This is a genomic window from Rhodococcus globerulus (assembly GCF_019334125.1).
GTDB classification, from domain to species: domain Bacteria; phylum Actinomycetota; class Actinomycetes; order Mycobacteriales; family Mycobacteriaceae; genus Rhodococcus_F; species Rhodococcus_F globerula.
The window spans coordinates 4187675-4205566 of sequence record NZ_CP079698.1; the positions used below are offsets into that span (position 1 = coordinate 4187675).

General features: G+C 61.4%; 16 protein-coding genes. 10 read left to right on the forward strand and 6 right to left on the reverse strand.

Going from position 1 to position 17892, the window contains the following annotated elements; translation table 11 throughout:
- Window positions 1–43: 43 nt before the first annotated feature.
- Window positions 44–838, forward strand: coding sequence for an LLM class F420-dependent oxidoreductase (locus KYT97_RS19085; protein ID WP_033237104.1), 795 nt, complete (start codon window positions 44–46; stop codon window positions 836–838).
- Between the two features lie 53 nt (window positions 839–891).
- Here KYT97_RS19085 and KYT97_RS19090 read toward each other — a convergent pair whose 3' ends face one another.
- From KYT97_RS19090 to KYT97_RS19100, 3 genes are read right to left on the reverse strand one after another with little or no spacing between them, the layout of a single operon-like run.
- On the reverse strand, window positions 892–2583 hold the full coding sequence (locus KYT97_RS19090) for an acyl-CoA dehydrogenase family protein (protein WP_116104673.1): 1692 nt from the start codon (window positions 2581–2583) through the stop codon (window positions 892–894).
- Between the two features lie 10 nt (window positions 2584–2593).
- A complete protein-coding gene (locus KYT97_RS19095) occupies window positions 2594–4099 on the reverse strand; it encodes a class I adenylate-forming enzyme family protein (RefSeq protein WP_172937215.1) in 1506 nt (501 codons plus the stop codon).
- A gap of 36 nt (window positions 4100–4135) precedes the next feature.
- Window positions 4136–4771, reverse strand: a complete 636-nt coding sequence (locus KYT97_RS19100; RefSeq protein WP_033237050.1) for a TetR/AcrR family transcriptional regulator C-terminal domain-containing protein — start codon at window positions 4769–4771, stop codon at window positions 4136–4138.
- Between the two features lie 249 nt (window positions 4772–5020).
- Between KYT97_RS19100 and KYT97_RS19105 the strand changes: the two genes are divergently transcribed.
- The 6 genes from KYT97_RS19105 (at window position 5021) to KYT97_RS19130 (ending at window position 11511) form a co-directional block, all read left to right on the forward strand.
- A complete protein-coding gene (locus KYT97_RS19105; RefSeq protein WP_219110471.1) occupies window positions 5021–6019 on the forward strand; it encodes a helix-turn-helix domain-containing protein in 999 nt (332 codons plus the stop codon).
- 212 nt (window positions 6020–6231) lie between these two features.
- Entirely contained in the window at window positions 6232–7281 is a 1050-nt protein-coding gene (gene oxdA / locus KYT97_RS19110; RefSeq protein WP_045066813.1) for an aliphatic aldoxime dehydratase, read from the forward strand.
- 22 nt (window positions 7282–7303) lie between these two features.
- A complete protein-coding gene (locus KYT97_RS19115) occupies window positions 7304–8869 on the forward strand; it encodes an amidase (RefSeq protein WP_045065972.1) in 1566 nt (521 codons plus the stop codon).
- Window positions 8870–8897: 28 nt separating this feature from the next.
- On the forward strand, window positions 8898–9521 hold the full coding sequence (gene nthA / locus KYT97_RS19120) for a nitrile hydratase subunit alpha (protein ID WP_219110472.1): 624 nt from the start codon (window positions 8898–8900) through the stop codon (window positions 9519–9521).
- Window positions 9522–9547: 26 nt separating this feature from the next.
- Window positions 9548–10186, forward strand: a complete 639-nt coding sequence (nthB, locus tag KYT97_RS19125; RefSeq protein ID WP_092805235.1) for a nitrile hydratase subunit beta — start codon at window positions 9548–9550, stop codon at window positions 10184–10186.
- A 116-nt stretch (window positions 10187–10302) separates the two neighbouring features.
- On the forward strand, window positions 10303–11511 hold the full coding sequence (locus tag KYT97_RS19130; protein WP_095887513.1) for a GTP-binding protein: 1209 nt from the start codon (window positions 10303–10305) through the stop codon (window positions 11509–11511).
- On the opposite strand, the gene KYT97_RS19135 is transcribed toward KYT97_RS19130, so the two are convergent.
- Entirely contained in the window at window positions 11491–12417 is a 927-nt protein-coding gene (locus KYT97_RS19135; protein WP_095887514.1) for a LysR family transcriptional regulator, read from the reverse strand. The genes KYT97_RS19130 and KYT97_RS19135 overlap by 21 nt on opposite strands.
- Before the next feature lie 72 nt (window positions 12418–12489).
- Here KYT97_RS19135 and dapA point away from each other — a divergent pair, with 72 nt between their 5' ends.
- From dapA to KYT97_RS19150, 3 genes are all read left to right on the forward strand, one after another.
- Window positions 12490–13398, forward strand: a complete 909-nt coding sequence (gene dapA, locus KYT97_RS19140; protein ID WP_219110473.1) for a 4-hydroxy-tetrahydrodipicolinate synthase — start codon at window positions 12490–12492, stop codon at window positions 13396–13398.
- A 155-nt stretch (window positions 13399–13553) separates the two neighbouring features.
- Entirely contained in the window at window positions 13554–15365 is a 1812-nt protein-coding gene (locus KYT97_RS19145) for an ABC transporter substrate-binding protein/permease (RefSeq protein WP_219110474.1), read from the forward strand.
- Window positions 15366–15369: 4 nt separating this feature from the next.
- Window positions 15370–16113, forward strand: coding sequence for an amino acid ABC transporter ATP-binding protein (locus KYT97_RS19150; protein WP_033237041.1), 744 nt, complete (start codon window positions 15370–15372; stop codon window positions 16111–16113).
- A 12-nt stretch (window positions 16114–16125) separates the two neighbouring features.
- Here KYT97_RS19150 and KYT97_RS19155 read toward each other — a convergent pair whose 3' ends face one another.
- Both KYT97_RS19155 and KYT97_RS19160 read right to left on the reverse strand, forming a co-directional pair.
- Entirely contained in the window at window positions 16126–16740 is a 615-nt protein-coding gene (locus KYT97_RS19155) for a response regulator transcription factor (RefSeq protein ID WP_033237040.1), read from the reverse strand.
- Entirely contained in the window at window positions 16737–17882 is a 1146-nt protein-coding gene (locus tag KYT97_RS19160; protein WP_141485286.1) for a sensor histidine kinase, read from the reverse strand. The genes KYT97_RS19155 and KYT97_RS19160 overlap by 4 nt, the downstream gene beginning before the upstream one ends.
- Between the last annotated feature and the right edge of the window lie 10 nt (window positions 17883–17892).

Consider the following 17892-nt stretch of genomic DNA (forward strand, 5'->3'; position numbering starts at 1 on the left):
CATGATGAAGGGAGTAACCATTTCCTCTCGGCAGGAGCGCGGCATGACTCGTCCGGTACGCATCGGTGTTCAACTCCAACCCCAGCACGCACCCGACTACGGGCTGATCCGCGACGCGGTTCTGCGATCAGAAGACGCGGGGGTCGACATCGTCTTCAACTGGGACCACTTCTACCCGTTGACCGGCGATCCCGACGGAGCCCATTTCGAATGCTGGACCATGCTCGGGGCCTGGGCCGAGCAGACCGAACGTGTGGAGATCGGCGCCCTGGTCACGGGGGGTGGCTACCGCAATCCCGATCTGCTGGCCGATATGGCGCGAACCGTCGACCACATGAGCGGTGGACGCCTCATCCTCGGCATCGGCGCCGGCTGGTTCCAGAAGGACTACGACCAGTTCGGCTACGACTTCGGCACCCCAGGTTCACGGCTGAAACTGCTCGGCGAGTACCTGCCTCGCATCACACGGCGACTGGCCGGTGGCAACCCGCCGCCGACGCGCAATATCCCGGTTCTGATCGGCGGTGGCGGAGAGAAGAAGACCCTGCGACTGGTCGCCGAGTATGCCGATGTGTGGCACAGCTTCGGCGACCGCGAGACGCACCTGCGCAAGTCCGACATCCTGGCCGATCACTGCGCCGCTGTCGGACGCAATCCCCTGGATGTGGAGCATTCCGCCCCGTGGCCCGGATTGGAGAACGCCGCCGACCTGGTGGCCGACGGCGTCACTCTCTTCACAGTCAGTTCGAGCGGACCGGATTACGACCTGACAACCCTCGTCGAGGCAATCGGGTGGCGCGATGAGAACACCGCTCCTGCGTTGAGTGGGTTGGCCTGAAGGCCTGTGCGCCTTTTTGGTAGCGGGAACTACCAGAAAGGCGCACGGGGCGGTTACGCCCTAGCGAGAATCCCTGCGAAATCAGTTCCCACCGGCAGGGTTCCGTACTCGTGACCACGATCCTCGCCCAGTCGAGCGGCGATGAACGCCTCCGACGACGCGGCCGGCGCGTAACGCACCATCAGCGACGCCTGCAGCGCGAGCGCCATGGCTTCGACGACGGTTCGAGCCCTCAGCTGCGCGTCAGCGGGTGCCATCGTGGCGAGCTCACCGAGCTGGCGTCGTACCCGGTCGAGGTGCTGATCGAGAACCGGGTTGTTGCCACGGGCGAGGTTGACCTCGTGATCGAAGGCGGCGACGGAATCGGGTTCACGAGTCATCGCGCGCAATACGTCGAGCGCGATGACGTTGCCTGAACCCTCCCAAACGGCCATGACGGGCTGTTCGCGGTAGCGACGAGCCAGCGGGAAGTCCTCGGTGTACCCGTTGCCACCCAGGCATTCGAGAGCCTCGTACGAGTGATGCGGGCCGCGCTTGCAGATCCAGTACTTCGCGACGGCTGTCGCGAGACGACGGAACGCCTTTTCCTGCTCGTCGGCGTCGTTGTCCTGTGCCCGTGCCAACCGGAGTGCGGTGATGGTCGCGGCCTCGGATTCAAGCGCCAGGTCCGCGAGCACCGACGTCATGGCAGGCTGATCCGCCAGGACGGCACCAAAAGCGCTGCGGTGGCGTGCGTGCCACACTGCCTCAGCGACCGACTGCCGCATTCCGGCGGTACTGCCGAGAATGCAGTCGAGACGCGTCTGCGACACCATCTCGATGATGGTCCGCACACCACGGCCTGGCTCACCGATCATGGTGCCGACGGTGCCGTCGAGCTCGATCTCGGATGACGCGTTGGACTTGTTGCCCAGCTTGTTCTTCAGACGCTGGATGCGGAAGACATTGCGCGTGCCGTCGGGCAGGATGCGCGGGAGCAGGAAGCAGGAAAGCCCCTCGCCTGCAGCACCTTCGGCCTGAGCGAGAACCAGGAACGCGTCGGACATCGGAGCCGAGCAGAACCACTTGTGGCCGGTGAGCAGATAATCGGCACCCGGACCGCCGCGGCCCGCGGGCTTCGCGATGGTGGTGTTGGCGCGTACGTCGGAGCCGCCCTGCTTCTCCGTCATGGACATACCGAAGATGGCGGATGCCTTTCCGGGGGCGTCCAACTCGGGCGTGTAGCTGCGTGAGAGTGCGCGCGGCGTCCAGATGGCGGCGACATCAGGCTGCAGCTCGAGCGAGGGGATTACGGCATGTGTCATGGAGATGGGGCACGCATGACCGGGTTCGACCTGGGAGAACAGCATGAATGCCGCTGCGCGAGCAACATTGGCACCGGGCTTGGGGTTCTCCCACGCCGAGGTATGCGCTCCGTGAGCGACCGCGGCCGAGATGATGCGGTGGTACGACGGGTGATATTCCACCTCGTCGATGCGGTTACCCCACCGGTCGAAGGTGTGCAGTTCGGGGATGACGGTGTTTGCCAACTCGGCATCGTGCTGGAAGCCAGCACTGCCGACCAGTTCACCGATTCCGGTGAGTTCCTCTGTTGCCCAGTCTGCATCATGGCGTACGACGCCTTCCGCAAGCACGGTGTCGAGAAGGAACTCGTTGACGTCGGTACGCGGCACCGACTGATTGAGCACCGCATGCGTGCGATGCGGGGCCGGATGCGTGACGGTGTTTTCGGAAAGTTCAGTCATGACAAACCTTTCAGCTCGCGCTGCGGATGAGGTGCTTCTGGATCTTGCCGGTGGGTGTACGCGGGAGCACGGTCACAAATTCCACCTCACGCGGAATCTTGTAGCGCGCCAGCTTGTCCGAGAGGTAGGTCTTGATGTCGTCGGCATCGATGACGCCAGGTTCACGCCACACGACATGCGCAACGACGGTTTCGCCCCACTCCTCGTTGGGCTTGCCGACAACGGCCACGTCGACAACATCGGGGTGCCCGGAGATCACGTCCTCCACTTCCTTGGAGTAGACATTCTCGCCGCCGGTGATGATCATGTCCTTCGCGCGATCGACGATGAAGAGATAACCGTCTTCGTCGGTGCGCGCGAGATCGCCTGTTCGGTACCAATTTCCTTCGGCAAACGCGGCCGCAGTGGCTTCGGGATCATCGAGATAACCCTGCATGACGGTGTCGGCACGCAACCAGATCTCACCGATCTGCTCGGGCTCCACGTCGATGCCATTGTCACCAACGACCCGCAGATCCACACCGGCAAGCGCGAACTTGCCGATAGACCCGGCCTTGGTCAACTGCTCCTCTGGGTACAGCACCGTGCCGACAGGACCGGTCTCGGTCATGCCGTAGACCTGGCGGAACTCGGTGGTGCCGTAGGACTCCACGAGTCGGCGGGCAACATCGGCACCGATGGGGCCACCGCCGTACAACCACGCACGGACGCTACCGAGGTTGTAGTCGGCGAAGTTCGGCACCATGTTGAGGGCTGTCGTATAGATGACCGGAGGACCAAAGCAAAGCGTAATACGTTGTTCCTGAACAGTTTCCAGGAATGTCACCGGATGGTACTCACGAACCAGCACAACCGTTCCGCCCATGTAGAGCGTGGACATGAACCAGTTGTTGAGCGGTGACGCGTGCCAGATCGGAACAGCCATGAGCAGCCGCTCATCCCGCGTCGTCGAGACGGCAAGGCCGGCAGTGATCGCCACCCCGACCACGTTGCGGTGGCTGTGGACGCAGCCCTTCGGAGCGCCGGTTGTACCTGAGGTGTACAGGATTTCGGCCGGATCGTTTTCGTCGATCTCGACGCCGTCCACACCGTCCACGCTACTGATGGCGTCATCGAAGAAGTCGAAACCGTCTGCGGCAGAGTCTGTACTGACCAACTTTGCGGTGGTTTCGAGGCGACTGACGACCGGTGCCAGTTCACCGTCGAAGACACACACCGACACCTTGGCGTGTCCAAGTACGTAGGCGACTTCAGGCGTCTGCATCTTGTGATTGATGGGAACGACGACGGCGCCCAGACGCCAGGCTCCCAGCATCGCGTAGACAAAACCTGGTGTGTTGAAGCACATCAGAGCTACACGATCGCCACGCCCCACACCCAGATCTTCCAGATACGCGGCAGCACGCCGGCTTCCGTCCTGAACCTGCTGATACGAGTGTTCGTGGCCGCCTGCGATCAGGAACGGCTTGTCGGGCGTCTTGGTGACATTGCTGTCGAATACGCGAACGATGTTCATCGGCAAATCCTTAAAAGTCCTGATGGAGAGAGAGTTTCACTCCATCGAGCTGTTCAGTACTGCGTCGGGTATCTGAAGGGTGGCGAAGATGACGGCTACCGCTTCCTCGAGCGAGTAGCCGAAGCTCTCGCCGGTTGCGGTCTTCTGAATGACGAGGCCGAAGATCGCGGACCAGAAGGCTTTCGATTCGACGTCGATGCCCGCGCGCAGCTGCCAACCGGTGCGGACCAAGGTTCGGAGGAGGGCAGTTTCGCCTGAGGAGTGCAAGGTGCGGAGCGTCTCGGAGATGAGATCGCGTAGCTCGCCGCGTCGGCCCGTCATCATCATCGCTTCGACAAAGATCTCGACACTCGGAGCTCCCGTACCGAGCAGCGATCCGACAAGTTTCTCGGTGTAGTCACCGACGGTAGCGGCGTCCGCGGCATCAACCTCGGCGCGTTTACCTGCCCGGAGAACAGCAGCGCAGGCGACCTCGACAAAAAGCTTCTCTTTGGATCCGTAGTAGTACGTCACCTGATTGGGATGAGCGCCGGCGGCCGCGCAAATCTGGGCGATGGATACGCACTCACCATGCTCGAGAAACAGTTCCGTAGCCGCGTCGAAGAGAGCCTGACGGGTCTGCTTCCCGGATTGCCGTGTTGCTCGCGCTGCCGGTACTGCTTCGGTGGCCATGGACGCACTCCTACTTGTTTGTATGACAAACAATAACTTGGTGTTGTTTGTATGGCAAACAATTTTTTCGAACGCGAACGCCCGAGTGAGAATTACGAGTGATGTCGATCGACACCTCACACACAGCGGACTACTCTTCTCCCACAGAGCGAAGCCCGTTCCTACTCGATCGGGATGAACGCCAGACTAAGCACATTCGATGTTTAGCCAACCGAACAACTCGATTCTTCTCCGAGGAGGTGCCCGTCAATGCTCGAGAATTCTGATGTTCCGCTTGCCACTCGGGCAACTATCGCCGGGGACTGGGCAGATCTGCTGCGCGAACATTTTGTCGCTCTGGACGTATCCGATATCGACGACCGCACACGTTTCACCGGCGCTGTCCAATCGGCTCAGCTTGCCCACATCAAGGTTGCTGCCGTTCAGTCGATGGAACAACGAATAGTGCGCAGCAACAGTTTGATCAGGGACGACGGCGCCGACTACCTGCAAATCGGGATGATCCGCCGCGGTAGCGCGATAGTGCGGCAGGACGAGCGAGAATGCGTACTGCGATGCGGTGACTACGTGCTGTACGACACCACCCGTCCATTCGATTGGCAATTCGAGGGACATCCCAACGACGGGTTCTGGGGACTCGAGGTCTTCACCTGGCCAAGGCCATCTCTGGCGCTCGCGGACGCTGAAATCCGGAGCCTTACCGCCGTTGCGTTTGACGGTCACACCGGCGTGAGTGGACTTCTAGGTCGCTTTCTTCACGATCTTGCGTCAGTCCGCATGGCCTCTGATGTCGCCGGAGCCGAGGCTGAGATCATCGAGGAAATCAGCGATTTGGTGAAATCGTTCCTGCACACCACAATCCGTCCGGTCGCCTCGTATCGCAACGACCTCTACGAGATGGCACTTTCGGTCATCGACGACCGCATCGAGGACCCGTCGCTGTCGCCGGTAAACATCGCTGAATCGGTCGCGGTTTCCATTCGACAGTTGCATCGGGTCTTCGCCGAACACGGCACGACTGTCTCACGCTCGATTCGACGTCGTCGCCTGGAAGTCTGCCGCCGAGAGATGGTGCGACACGGGACCGCAGAGCGGTCGTTGACTCAAATTGCTCACCGATGGGGATTTACGGACCCCTCTACCTTCAGTCGAGCGTTCAAAGCCGAGTTCGGGATGAGTCCTCGCCGCTACCGCTCGGAATCACTCGCTGCGTCACTCGATTCCGCGAACCCTGCCTCACCCCGGTAACAAACGGTAACGCGCACGTAACCTACTGCGCTACTTATCTATTCGAGATCGCCGCGAAAATCCGGCACTGCAGGAACAAACCGAGGTTCTTGGCACTGTGGTCCATGTTTCTGGCATTTCTGGTCAAGTTTGCCGGGCGTTGCGGGCGTAGATTTTCGATACGCCGTTGCCGAAGCGTCAGGCAACCGATGACCTACTCGGATGGAGTGCTCATGGAATCTGCGATCAGTGAACATCTCAAATGCCCACGGACCTTGACTCGTAGGGTTCCGGATACGTACGCACCGCCGTTTCCCATGTGGGTGGGACGCTCGGACGAGAAATTGCACCAAGTGGTGATGGGCTACTTCGGCGTGCAATTCCGCGGAGACGAACAGCGTTCGGACGCACTGGCAGCCATGCGCCACATAGTCGCCAGTCTCGATCTGGCTGACGGCGCGCTACACCACGATCTGACCCACCACCTCGACAACCAAGGCTACGAGAACTTGATTGTCGCAGGGTACTGGACGGACCCTGTGTCCCAACAACGTTGGAGCAATTCCCGAGCGGTGGCGGACTGGTGGGAATCTGCTGACCGCCTGTCTGACGGCTTGGGTTTCTTCCGCGAGATCGTGGCACCGCGGGCCGAGCAGTTCGAAACGCTGTACGCGTTCCAAGATAATCTCCCCGGTGTCGGAGCGGTGATGGACGGCATCAGCGGCGACATAAACGAACACGGCTACTGGGGTTCGATGCGCGAACGATTTCCGATCTCCCAAACCGACTGGATGCAGCCGTCCGGCGAACTACGTGTGATCGCAGGCGATCCCACAGCAGGTGGCCGTGTAGTGGTGCGCGGGCACGACAACATCGCATTGATTCGATCCGGTCAAGATTGGGCCGATGCCGAAGCAGACGAACGCAGTCTGTACCTGGACGAAATCCTGCCGACTCTCGAAGCGGGAATGGACTTCCTCCGCGACAACGGCCAGGCAGTGGGTTGCTACAGCAACAGGTTTGTGCGCAACATCGACATCGACGGCAACTTTCTCGACCTCAGTTACAACATCGGACACTGGGCCTCGCTCGACAATCTCGAGCGCTGGTCGGAGTCCCACCCGACCCACCTACGCATTTTCACCACGTTCTTTCGTGTAGCCGAAAATCTGGAGAAACTCCGCCTCTACCACGAGGTCTCGGTATTCGACGCGGACGCACAGCAGTACGAGTACATCAACTGTCACCCGCACACCGGAATGCTGCGCGACGCCACACACTGATCAGATCAGGAGCACACTTCTCATGGCAATAATTCGACCAGATGACAACGCAATAGATTCTGCTGCACAGCATTACGGAATCGACCTAGACGATACGGCCAAGCGGGAGTGGCCGGCCCTGATCGACGGAGCGCTCGGCTCCTACGATGCAGTCGATCAACTGTATGCCGACGAAGCAGCACCAACGCCGATCTCCCGCGAATACCGGACACCCGAATCTGACGAAAATCTTTTGGGCGCTTGGTATGTGACAACCGAGATTCTTCCGACATCGGACGGCGTCCTGGGCGATCGTCGGGTAGCGATCAAGGACAACGTCAGTGTGGCGGGCGTGCCGATGATGAACGGGTCACGGTCGGTCGAAGGATTTGTTCCCTCCCGCGACGCCACTGTCGTCACTCGACTACTCGCAGCCGGGGCGACGGTTGCCGGCAAAGCAGTGTGCGAAGACCTGTGCTTCTCCGGTTCGAGTTTCACCCCGGCTAGCGGACCCGTTCGCAATCCATGGGACCCGCACCGTGAGGCCGGTGGATCATCGGGTGGCAGTGCAGCTCTCGTGGCCAATGGTGACGTCGACATTGCCATCGGCGGAGACCAGGGTGGATCGATTCGTATCCCTGCTGCATTTTGTGGCGTCGTCGGGCACAAGCCCACTTTCGGACTTGTCCCCTACACGGGCGCTTTTCCTATCGAGCGCACCATCGACCACCTCGGGCCGATCACTCGCAGCGTCGACGATGCGGCACTGATGCTTTCGGTCATTGCAGGCCGCGACGGCAACGACCCCCGACAACCCGAGAATCTCGAGACGGACGACTATTTGTCCAACCTCGGCTCCGGCGTAGCGGGGATGCGAATCGGTGTTGTGCGAGAAGGATTCGGTCAGGCCGTCTCACAACCGGACGTCGACGACGCCATCCGTTCAGCGGCGTACAGCTTGACCGAGGCCGGCTGCGCTGTGGAGGAAGTGAGCATTCCCTGGCACGTGCACGCCTTCCATATTTGGAATGTCATTGCCACTGACGGGGGCGCCTACCAGATGCTCGACGGCAACGGATACGGACTCAATGTCGAAGGTCTTTACGACCCGGAACTGATGGCACACTTTGCTTCTCGCCGTGTTCAGCATGCGAATGACTTGTCGGAAACTGTCAAACTGGTTGCGTTGACCGGACATCACGGTGTTACCGCGCTTGCAGGTGCCACCTACGGCAAAGCCCGCAACCTGGTGCCCCATGCCCGTGCCGCCTACGATGCCGCGCTGGAACAGTACGACGTGCTGGTGATGCCTACTCTGCCGTATGTCGCATCCGAGTTGCCCGCTGCGAATGTCGACCGCGCCACCTTCATCACCAAGGCCCTCGGCATGGTCGCCAACACCGCACCGTTCGACGTCACCGGCCACCCTTCTCTCTCTGTCCCGGCAAGTCTGGTGAACGGTCTGCCGACCGGAATGATGATCACCGGCAAGCGTTTCGACGACGCAAAGGTACTACATGTCGGTCGCGCATTCGAGAAGATTCGCGGTGCATTTCCGGCGCCAGCCCGCCACACGTCCACAGTCCTTATTCCACCGATTCACACGTGATCAGCCCCCACAGGAAAGGTGAAACACAATGTCAGTAACGGTCGACCACACAACGGAGAATGCGGCACCAGCCCAGGCACCGGTCTCCGATCGCGCGTGGGCGTTGTTCCGCGCACTCGACGGCAAGGGATTGGTCCCTGCCGGTTACGTCGAGGGATGGAAGAAGACCTTCGAAGAGGACTTCAGCCCCCAGCGCGGCGCCGAGTTGGTCGCGCGAGCCTGGACCGACCCCGAATTCCGGCAGTTACTCCTCACCGACGGAACTGCGGCAGTGGCTCAGTACGGCTATCTCGGACCTCAGGGTGAGTACATCGTGGCCGTCGAAGACACTCCGACGCTCAAGAACGTGATCGTGTGCTCACTGTGTTCGTGCACCGCCTGGCCGATTCTCGGTCTGCCGCCCACCTGGTACAAGAGTTTCGAATACCGTGCGCGGGTGGTCCGTGAGCCACGGAAGGTTCTCTCCGAGATGGGAACCGAGATCGCATCGGATACCGAGGTTCGCGTCTACGACACCACCGCCGAAACTCGCTACATGGTCCTCCCACAACGCCCCGCAGGCACCGAGGGCTGGAGCCAGGCGCAGCTGCAGGAAATCGTCACCAAGGACTGCCTGATCGGGGTCGCAATCCCGCAGGTCCCCACCGTCTGATCACACCGACAAGAAAGAAGCACACCATGGATGGAGTACACGATCTTGCCGGAGTTCAAGGCTTCGGCAAAGTCCCGCATACCGTCAACGCCGACATCGGCCCCACATTCCATGCCGAGTGGGAACACCTGCCGTACAGCCTGATGTTCGCCGGTGTCGCCGAACTCGGGGCATTCAGCGTCGACGAAGTTCGATACGTCGTCGAGCGGATGGAACCCCGGCATTACATGATGACCCCGTACTACGAGAGGTACGTCATCGGCGTCGCTACTCTGATGGTCGAAAAAGGGATCCTGACGCAAGACGAGCTCGAAACTCTTGCAGGCGGACCGTTCCCGCTGTCACGACCCAGCGAATCCGAAGGGCGGCCTGCACCCGTCGAGACGACCACCTTCGAAGTTGGTCAGCGAGTACGCGTGCGCGACGAGTACGTTCCGGGGCATATTCGAATGCCTGCGTACTGCCGTGGACGGGTGGGAACCATCTCTCATCGGACCACCCAGAAGTGGCCGTTCCCCGACGCAATCGGTCACGGGCGCAACGACGCCGGCGAAGAACCCACTTACCACGTGAAGTTCGCCGCGGAGGAACTGTTCGGCCGCGACACCGACGGCGGAAGCGTCGTTGTCGATCTCTTCGAGGGGTACCTCGAGCCGACGGCCTGATTTTCCACCAACCCTGATCTTCCCGCAACGCCAGGCGGCGGTCATGCGATCGCACCGTTTTGCACGACCGCCGCCAAACCACAGCGATCCACTCATCCGGAAGGACTCTGGAAATCATGGTCGACACACGACTTCCGGTCACGGTGCTCTCAGGCTTCCTGGGAGCCGGGAAAACGACACTCCTCAACGAGATTCTGCGTAACCGTGAGGGCCGCCGGGTTGCGGTGATCGTCAACGACATGAGCGAAATCAACATCGACAGTGCAGAAGTCGAGCGCGAGATATCGCTGAGTCGGTCCGAGGAGAAATTGGTCGAGATGACCAACGGCTGCATCTGCTGCACTCTGCGTGAAGACCTTCTCGCTGAGATTGCGACGCTGGCCGCCGACGGTCGCTTCGACTACCTTCTCATCGAATCTTCGGGCATTTCCGAACCGCTGCCCGTCGCGGAAACGTTCACTTTCATCGACACCGACGGTCACGCTCTGGCGGACATCGCTCGCCTCGACACCATGGTAACCGTCGTCGACGGACACAGTTTTCTCCGTGACTACGCGGCTGGGGGTCGCGTCGAAGCCGAAGCGCCGGAAGACAAACGCGATATCTCGGATCTGCTGGTCGATCAGATCGAATTTGCCGACGTCATCCTGGTGAGCAAAGCCGATCTCGTGACGCCACAACACCTGATCGAACTGACAGCGGTCCTACGATCTTTGAATGCGACTGCCGCGATAGTGCCGATGACTCATGGCCGAATTCCACTCGACACCATTCTCGATACCGGTTTGTTCTCTCTCGAGAGAGCTGCGCAGGCCCCTGGCTGGCTACAAGAACTTCAAGGTGAACACACCCCCGAAACCGAAGAGTACGGAATCAGTTCGGTGGTGTACCGCGAGCGCGCACCCTTCCACCCACAACGGCTACACGACTTCCTCACGAGCGAGTGGACAAACGGAAGGCTACTTCGAGCCAAGGGCTATTTCTGGAATGCCTTCCGGTTCACCGAGATCGGGAGTATTTCTCAGGCCGGACATCTCATCCGGCACGGATACGTCGGACGATGGTGGAAGTTTCTTTCCGACGATCTCTGGCCCGCCGATGACTACCGTCGTTCGGGAATCCTCGACAAGTGGGAAGAACCCGTCGGCGACTGCCGGCAGGAGCTCGTCTTCATCGGCCAGGGCATCGACCCGGTTCGACTTCGCAGAGAACTCGATGCCTGCCTACTCACCACAGCGGAGATCGAACTCGGGCCAGACGTGTGGACCACGTGGCAAGACCCACTCGGAGCCGGACACAGCGAGTCAACCGCTGCGGCCCCCTGAGCCGTCACCGAGGGTTGCCGGATCAAGGGCTTGCAGCACTACCCGAATCGCCGGGCTGGAATCCGCGCTTCGGCGCCACGCTGCATGCACCTCACGCTTCGGCGCCCGCGCCAGTGGCCGCGACACCAACTCTTCCCCCAACGGCGGACGGGCAAGGCGAGGAATCAAAGCGATTACCTCTCCCGAAGAAACCAGCGACAGCTGCGTGGCAAAGTCGTCGACCAGATGTCGCACGTCGGCATCCTCACCGACGTCGGCGAACAACCGTCGGAACCACTGGTGACACACGGTCCCCGGCGGACTTGTCACCCACGCGTGACCCGCTAGGTCGGCACTGGTCAGAGGTCGGTCGAGCTGCGCAAGTGCATGCGTCCGATTCATCACGACATCACCGACATCAGTGTGAATGTGACGCTCGGCCAGCGATGAAGGAAGCGAAGGCGGCAATCCATCGGCATCGTGAACAACCGCAAAGTCCGCTGTACCGGCGTCGACGCTGTGCAGCGCCTGGTCCGGGTCCTGCTCGGTGACGCGCACCTGTAGGTCCGGGCACTCGGTCGACAATCGCACGATCGCCGGCGCAAGCAGCCCCCGGATTCCTGTCGAGAATGCCGCTACGCGGAGTACTCCGCGCGGCGCACCGTCCGAAACCGACTGTGCCGCTTCGACGCAACGCTCCAGCGCGTCGAACACATCGGGCGCCGAATCGACGATGGCCTGCCCGGCGGGCGTGAGCACAACTCCGCGGCCTGCAGTCGCAAGCACCGGCACACCGACTTGACGCTCGAGCCTCTTGATCTGCTGCGAAATCGCCGACGCTGTGAACCCGAGTTCCTCTGCGGCTCGCGCGAGCGTTCCGAGAGCGGCCACCGACCGCAGCGCCCGCAAAGCTCCGACATCGATCATGAAGCCAGACTACGCAATATCGCGAAAAAACCATCGCTGGACCGAAGGTATCGGCACAGGCACGATCACTTCATGACCATCTCGCAGCACCGCGCCGAACTACTCTTCGGCACCAACCTCGTCGCCATGGTGACTCCGATGCGCCCCGACGGAACGCTCGACGAAACGGGCATCACCAGTCTCGTCGACCACCTGTTGAGCACCGGATGTGACGGCATCGTCGTCGGTGGAACCACCGGCGAGTCGCCCACCTTGACCGAACCCGAAATGACGCGACTGGTCAGAGCAGTGAGCGAACAGTCGAACAATCGGGCTCGGGTGATCGCTGGTGTCGGCACCTACAACACTGCCGACAGCATCCGTCGTGCCCGCGACGCCGAGGCAGCGGGAGCGGACGCATTGCTTCTCGTCTGCCCCTATTACTCCAAGCCGACTCAGGCCGGAATCGTGGCCCACTGCGTCGCGGTTGCAGACGCCACCGAACTGCCCGTGATGCTCTACGACGTTCCCGCCAGGACGGGCGTCGCTATGGAAACCTCCACACTGATCGAACTCTCCGACCACCCCCTGATCCGGGCGGTCAAGGATGCCAAGGGCGATCTCTTCGAAGCAATGACCGTCATGTCCCGAACATCGCTGGCCTATTACTGCGGTATCGACGAGCTCAACTTGCCCTACCTCGCGTGTGGCGCCACCGGCGTGGTCAGCGTCGTGGGCAACGTCCTCGCCGACCGCAACGCCGAACTCATCAGCGCCGTCCGGGTCGGCGACCTCAGCTCCGCGAACGCTGTCCAAAGCTCGCTACTCGAGATCGTGGACGCCATCATGCGCACGTCCCAAGGTGCGGTCATGGCCAAGGCCGCCCTGGCAGAACTCGGAATCATCCCGTACGCCGGCGTGCGCCTTCCGCTGATCGAGTCGCCGCCCGCTCACCGGCGTCGCCTCACCGAAGCAATGGATACTCTGTCGATGGCGGTTTGACCTTCGGTCCGGGGCAGTCCGACTATTTCTCGCGCCCGCCGATACTTAAAATCATGCTGATTTGAACGCGTGCGCCCAGTGCAGAAGCCTGATGTCCAAAATCTGCAAGCGTTCTTCCACCCGGAGATCGCTACGGTTAGGACTACGCTGCTCGCATGTTTTCCTCCGTCGCAGCGAAGATCCGCTTGGTGGTGGCACTGCTCCTCACCGCACTCTTGGCGCTAACTCTGTCATCGTGCTCGAGCAGTTCGGAATCATCGGCAGCCCCCACAGACCTGTGTGCGCCTCCCGGAGTGGGAGCTGCAACCGCAGCGCCCACAAACCTGGACGCAGCCGCAGGTGCGGGCGCCGAAGACCGATACACCACGGCCACCGTCACCCCGATCGACCAGATCGACATCTCGAAACTCAACCTGATCAAACCGGGTGTCATCACCGTCGGCACGCTCGGCGACGCGCCGCCGAGCATCTGCGTCAACTCCGAGAATCAGTACACCGGTTATGACAACGAGCTCCTCGAAGCCATCGCAGACAAGCTGGGCCTGAAGGTCGAGTTTGTCGGCACCGAGTTTGCCGGTCTGCTCGCGCAGGTCGCCGGACGCCGCTTCGACGTCGGCTCCTCGTCCATCACCACCACGGATGAGCGTCGTAATACCGTCGGCTTCACCAACGGCTACGACTTCGGCTACTTCTCCCTCGTCGTGCCCAACGGCAGCCCCATCACCGGCTTCGGCGATCTGGACGCGTCCAAACGCATCGGCGTCGTACAGGGAACGGTTCAGGACGATTACGTCGTCAACACCTTGAAGCTCGATCCGGTGAAGTTCCCCGACTACGCAACCGCGTACGCGAACCTCAAATCCGGCCAGATCGACGCCTGGGTCGCACCGTCACAGCAGGCCGAAGGCGCCATCGCCCCAGGTGATCCCACGTCGATCATCCAGAACACCTTCTCGGTGAACAACTTTGTCGGCTGGGCAGTGAACAAGGAAAACCAGCCGCTCATCGACGCCCTCAACTCGGGTCTCGACGCCGTCATCGCCGACGGAACCTGGGCCGAGCTTTACTCCGACTGGGTTCCGCGCGAACTTCCCGAGGGTTGGAAGCCCGGCTCCAAGGCCGCCGCGACGCCTGAGTTGCCGGACTTCGCCGCCCTCGCGGCCGAGAAGCCTGCCACGACGGACGAGACGACGACCTACCAGCCCAAGTCGACGTTCCAGCAGCTCAAGGACACGTTCTTCGACTGGCAGCTGTACAAGCAAGCGTTCCCGGATCTCCTGAAGACCGGTCTGCCCAACACCATCATTCTGGCGCTCGCGTCCGGCGTTATCGGCACAGTATTGGGCATGCTGCTGGCAGTCGCGGGAATCTCGCGGACGCGTTGGCTGCGCTGGCCGGCGCGCGTCTACACGGACATCTTCCGCGGCCTGCCGGCCGTCGTCATCATCTTGATCGTCGGCTTGGGCGTCGGCCCCATCGTCAAGAACATCACCGGCAGCAACCCGTACTGGCTGGGCGTCGCGGCGCTGTCGCTACTCGCGTCGGCGTATATCGGCGAGATCTTCCGATCGGGTATCCAGAGCGTCGAACCCGGCCAGCTCGAGGCCTCTCGCGCGTTGGGCTTCAGCTACCGCAAATCCATGTCGCTTGTGGTCATTCCTCAGGGTGTACGACGCGTTCTGCCTGCATTGATGAATCAGTTCATCTCGCTGATCAAGGACTCGTCGCTGATCTACTTCCTCGGACTGCTCGTCACACAGCGCGAACTTTTTGCCGTGGGACGCGACCTCAACGCCCAGACCGGAAACCTGTCACCGCTCGTCGCGGCCGGCCTGTTCTACCTCGCGCTGACCATCCCGCTGACCCACCTCGTCAACTACATCGACAATCGCCTCCGGACGGGACGCGCCGACACTTCCGGCACGTTGGATCCGCTCGAGCAGGCCATCGTCGTGGAAAGGGGCTGAGGACATGACCAGCTCTGAACTGAAATCCGTCTCCCTCACCGGCACGGACCTGCACCTGTCCTTCGGCACCAACAAGGTCCTGCGGGGCGTCAACCTCCACGTCGACGCCGGCAATACCGTCACCGTCATCGGGCCGTCCGGATCGGGTAAGTCGACGCTCTTGCGCGTGCTGAACCGTCTGCACGAGCCCGAGCAGGGTGACGTTCTCCTCGACGGGAAGTCCGTCCTGAAGGACAACCCTGACGAGTTGCGACAGCGCATCGGCATGGTGTTCCAGCACTTCAATCTGTTCCCGCACAAGACTGTGGCCGAGAACATCGCACTAGGACCGAACAAGCTCAAGGGACTGTCCAAGGACGCGGCTCGCGCATTGGCCCTCGAGCAGCTCGAACTGGTGGGACTGCGAGAGAAGGCGGATTCCCGCCCGGGCAACCTGTCCGGTGGCCAGCAGCAACGTGTGGCGATCGCCCGGGCCTTGGCCATGAAGCCCGAAGTCATGTTCTTCGACGAAGCGACATCGGCCCTCGACCCCGAACTGGTCAAGGGCGTGTTGGCCCTCATGGCAGACCTCGCGAAATCCGGCATGACGATGGTGGTCGTGACCCACGAAATGGGCTTCGCCCGTTCCGTTTCCGACAAGGTGCTGTTCATGGATCGTGGCGCCGTTGTCGAAACAGGAACTCCGGAACAGCTTTTCGACGATCCGGAAACGGAACGATTGCAGGCGTTCTTGTCGCAGGTGTTGTAGGGGCCTTCGGCCCTAAATCCACCCCTGTCGGCGGGCGATCACCGCAGCCTCATGTCGATTGGCCGCACCGAGTTTGGTGACGGCTGAAGACAAGTAGTTGCGTGTGGTGCCCGCCGACAGGTGTGCGCGGGTCGCGATCTCTTCTATGGATGCACCGTCGGCCGCGTACTCGAGCACATCCGCTTCCCGCGGTGTCAGCGGTGAATCACCGGCGCCGATCGCTTCGGCTGCCAACGACGGGTCGACGTATCGTCCACCGGAGTGAACGCTGCGAACCACTTCCGCGAGGGTCGTTGCCGACGTCGTCTTCGGAAGGAATCCTCGGACACCGGCCGCGAGCGCCTTCTTCAAGTAGCCCGGACGGCCGTGGCTCGTCACAATGATCGACGCACATCCCGGCACGGATTGTGCGATCTCCTGCGCCGTTTCGATCCCGTCGATACCGGCCATCTGAAGATCCAAAACGGCAACGTCCGGCTGAAATTCCACAGCGGCGACAACGGCTGCTTCTCCCGATTCCGCTTCGGCCACAACAACTATGTCGTCCTCGAGCGAGAGCATCATCGCAAGTGCGGATCGGATGAGATTTTCGTCGTCGGCAAGCAATACCTTGATCGGCTCGGTCACCGAGACTCCTTGATCGGGGAAGAAAAATGTGCGGTCAGCGTGAAGGTACCTTCATCGTGGATGACCTCGAGGATGCCACCAACAGCTGTGACGCGTTCCCGTAGCCCATTCACACCGGTACCGTCACCTGCGCGTTGTTGCACTGCACCGTCGTTGGCTATCGACACGGATTCACCTGTTACCTCGATAACTGCCTGCTGCGCGGAAGAATGACGCAGTATGTTCGTCACGCCTTCGCGGACAACCCACGCTGCGGTTTCCGCCAATTCGATGGGCAGGGCATCTGCAGATCCGCGAATGTCGGTGGTAATTCCCGCCGCCTCGAGCAGTGATCGCGCACCCGCCAGCTCCGACGCCAGTGCAATGGATCGGTAGCCGCGCACCAACTCACGTGCCTCGGCGAGGGATTCCTGTGCGAGATCACGCACTTCGTCCATCTGCTGGGCAGCGCGATCGTCCCCGCGACGCGACAATGTAGCTGCCAGATCACTTTTCACCGCGATTGCCGACAGCGCACGACCGACCACGTCGTGAAGGTCACGCGAAAAGCGGAGGCGCTCTTCGGCTACCGACAGTGCGGCCGCGGCTCCGCGTGCCTCGTCAAGTTCGGTGACCATCCGCAAAAGCCATACCGACAGCTGCACCGTGAAGGTCATGAAACCCGCCACACATGCCACCAGGATGCCGATCTCGGGTCGCCCGGCAAGCGCACACACGCCGGCAGCAACGGCTGCTCCCAGCATCACCCATCGCCACGACACCAAAGCCGCAAACGGCACCGGGACGATCATCGCCAGCCAGAAATACGGACCCTGCCCCGCGTCGTCAGCCGGTAAGGCAATAACCGCAGAGCAGAGCGCCGCCACGGTCATGACCACCACTGGCACCTTCACCGATGCGGTGCTGGTCCCACCCAACTCGGGGATGCGATCCACTGCGACAACGGCTGCGGCCGCGCTGATCACAACGAAGAGCGCTCCGAGGTAGCGATGCATGGCCGCTTCGGTGATACCGCCGAATATCCCGAAGAAAATGCCGAGGACAAAGAACGACTGACGCGTGTACAGGCGAACCTTGTCGACACTGGACGCCGTTCGCCACGTTCGGGTCGGATTCCAGCGTCCGAAGCTCTCCGCAATCATGCCTACTACC

Bases quoted from the DNA above. Each gene is read 5' to 3' on its own strand.
- KYT97_RS19085 (WP_033237104.1), top strand. From the start codon at position 44: ATGACTCGTCCGGTACGCATCGGTGTTCAACTCCAACCCCAGCACGCA.
- KYT97_RS19090 (WP_116104673.1), bottom strand. From the start codon at position 2,583: ATGACTGAACTTTCCGAAAACACCGTCACGCATCCGGCCCCGCATCGC.
- KYT97_RS19095 (WP_172937215.1), bottom strand. From the start codon at position 4,099: ATGAACATCGTTCGCGTATTCGACAGCAATGTCACCAAGACGCCCGAC.
- KYT97_RS19100 (WP_033237050.1), bottom strand. From the start codon at position 4,771: ATGGCCACCGAAGCAGTACCGGCAGCGCGAGCAACACGGCAATCCGGG.
- KYT97_RS19105 (WP_219110471.1), top strand. From the start codon at position 5,021: ATGCTCGAGAATTCTGATGTTCCGCTTGCCACTCGGGCAACTATCGCC.
- oxdA (WP_045066813.1), top strand. From the start codon at position 6,232: ATGGAATCTGCGATCAGTGAACATCTCAAATGCCCACGGACCTTGACT.
- KYT97_RS19115 (WP_045065972.1), top strand. From the start codon at position 7,304: ATGGCAATAATTCGACCAGATGACAACGCAATAGATTCTGCTGCACAG.
- nthA (WP_219110472.1), top strand. From the start codon at position 8,898: ATGTCAGTAACGGTCGACCACACAACGGAGAATGCGGCACCAGCCCAG.
- nthB (WP_092805235.1), top strand. From the start codon at position 9,548: ATGGATGGAGTACACGATCTTGCCGGAGTTCAAGGCTTCGGCAAAGTC.
- KYT97_RS19130 (WP_095887513.1), top strand. From the start codon at position 10,303: ATGGTCGACACACGACTTCCGGTCACGGTGCTCTCAGGCTTCCTGGGA.
- KYT97_RS19135 (WP_095887514.1), bottom strand. From the start codon at position 12,417: ATGATCGATGTCGGAGCTTTGCGGGCGCTGCGGTCGGTGGCCGCTCTC.
- dapA (WP_219110473.1), top strand. From the start codon at position 12,490: ATGACCATCTCGCAGCACCGCGCCGAACTACTCTTCGGCACCAACCTC.
- KYT97_RS19145 (WP_219110474.1), top strand. From the start codon at position 13,554: ATGTTTTCCTCCGTCGCAGCGAAGATCCGCTTGGTGGTGGCACTGCTC.
- KYT97_RS19150 (WP_033237041.1), top strand. From the start codon at position 15,370: ATGACCAGCTCTGAACTGAAATCCGTCTCCCTCACCGGCACGGACCTG.
- KYT97_RS19160 (WP_141485286.1), bottom strand. From the start codon at position 17,882: ATGATTGCGGAGAGCTTCGGACGCTGGAATCCGACCCGAACGTGGCGA.